Below are 1,907 nucleotides of genomic sequence, written 5' to 3'. Positions count from 1 at the left end.
GGTCGCGGGCTCACGTCCGGCCCCGGGTGCGACGAGGGCCGCCGTCCCGGGGAGGGACGGCGGCCCTGGTCGCGCCGCCGGCGCCGACGGGTGCCCTCACGTGCGCGACGGCGCCGGGACGCGGGGGCGCCGCGTCAGCTGAAGGAGTCGCCGCAGGCGCAGGAGCTGCCGGCGTTGGGGTTGTCGATCGTGAACCCCTGCTTCTCGATGGTGTCGGCGAAGTCGATCGTCGCGCCGTCGAGGTAGGGCACGCTCATGCGGTCGACGACGACCTCGACGCCGTCGTAGTCGCGGACGGCGTCGCCGTCGAGCGTGCGCTCGTCGAAGTAGAGCTGGTAGATGAGGCCGGAGCAGCCGCCCGGCTGCACGGCCACGCGCAGGCGCAGGTCGTCGCGGCCCTCCTGGTCGAGGAGGCTGCGCACCTTCTCGACGGCGGGCGTGCTCAGCTCGACGCCGTGGGTCTTCGCGGGCGCCGTGGCGGGCTCGGTCGGCGTCGTGGTCTCCGAGGTCTGCGTGCTCATGTGTGCCTCCGCACTGCGGGCGCCGCGGCGCCGGGGTGTCGAGCTCTCGGGAGAGCGGGTACGTGGGCGCCAACGGCGCCGGTCGCCGGTCTGTTCCGACGACCCGAGGGTAGACGCCGCCGCGCGGGGCGGTGAGGCGCGGCGGCGCCGTGGTGGGCGGGGCGCCGCTACGCCTGGCCGGCGAGGCGGGCGAGCAGGAGGGTCTCCGCCGTGCAGGCGCCCTCGAGCACGCGCAGCGACAGCGACTCGTCGACCCCGTGGGCCCGTGTGTCCGGGTCCTCCACGCCCGTCACGAGCACCGTGGCGCCGGGCAGGACGTCGAGCAGCTCCGCGACCACCGGGATCGAGCCCCCCATCCCCTGGTGGGCCACCGTCGCGCCGTCCCAGGCCGTCGTGAGGGCCCAGTCCGCCGCCGCGAGGACGGCGGCGTCGCCGGCGCTCGCGCCGTCGAAGGGGCGGCCCGAGCCGAGCCGCCGCACCTCGAGGTGCGCTCCGAAGGGCGTGGTGGCCCGCAGGTGGGCGGTGACGAGGCGCTCGGCCTCGTCGACGTCCTGGCCGGGCGCCAGGCGGACCGACAGCTTGGCCCGCGCCGACGCGGCCAGCGTGTTGCTCGCGTCCGCCATCGGCGTGGCGTCCGTCGCCACGACCGTGGCGGACGGCCGCGACCACGTCCGCGCCAGCAGGCTGCCGCGGCCGACCAGCGCGACGCCCTCGAGCACCCCGGCGTCGGCGCGCAGCTCCGCCTCCGTCCGGGGCAGGTCGGCCGCCTCGCCGCGCACGAGACCCTCGACGGCGAGGTCGCCCTCGTCGTCCCAGAGCCGGGCCAGCAGCACCGTCAGCGCCGTCGTCGCGTCCGGCACCAGGCCGCCGTAGAGGCCCGAGTGCAGCGGGTGGTCGAGCGTGCGCACGCCCACCTCGAGCTCGAGCAGGCCCCGCAGGCTCGTCGTCAGCGAGGGGCGGTCGACCGACCAGTTGTCGGAGTCGGCGACGACGACGACGTCGGCGGCGAGCCGGTCCCCGTGGGTCGCCAGGAGGTCGGGCAGCGACGGCGAGCCCGACTCCTCCTCCCCCTCGACGAGCACGACGACACCGACCCCCTCCTGCGGCCCCCACGCCGGCAGCAGGGCGCGCAGCGCCGTCACGTGCGCCATGACGCCGGCCTTGTCGTCGGCGGTGCCGCGGCCGTAGAGCCGGCCGTCCCGCTCGGCCGGCTCGAAGGCCGGCGACGTCCAGGCCTCGGCGCGCCCGGGCGGCTGGACGTCGTGGTGGGCGTAGAGGAGGACCGTCGGCGCCCCGGCGGGGGCGGGTCGGCGGGCCAGGACGGCCGGTGCGCCCGGCGAGCCGTCGGCGCACCGCGCCCGCAGCACCTCCACCTCCGGCATCCCG

At 77.6% G+C, this 1,907-nt stretch carries 2 protein-coding genes; both read right to left on the bottom strand.

Annotation, left to right across the window (positions count from 1 at the left end; genetic code table 11):
• Nucleotides 1-134: 134 nt before the first annotated feature.
• Nucleotides 135-521 (bottom strand): HesB/IscA family protein, encoded by a 387-nt coding sequence (locus tag HLB09_RS16355; RefSeq protein ID WP_171204364.1) that lies wholly within the window; start codon nucleotides 519-521, stop codon nucleotides 135-137.
• Between the two features lie 167 nt (nucleotides 522-688).
• The coding region (locus HLB09_RS16350) for a M20/M25/M40 family metallo-hydrolase (protein ID WP_171204363.1) at nucleotides 689-1,907 on the bottom strand (1,219 nt) is incomplete at its 5' end.

It is taken from the genome of Pseudokineococcus marinus (assembly GCF_013004605.1).
Classification (GTDB): domain Bacteria; phylum Actinomycetota; class Actinomycetes; order Actinomycetales; family Quadrisphaeraceae; genus Pseudokineococcus; species Pseudokineococcus marinus.
This window is presented reverse-complemented; position numbering and strand designations above follow the sequence as displayed.

Excerpts from the sequence above, each read along its gene's own strand:
- HLB09_RS16355 (WP_171204364.1), bottom strand. The coding sequence starts at position 521 with ATGAGCACGCAGACCTCGGAGACCACGACGCCGACCGAGCCCGCCACG.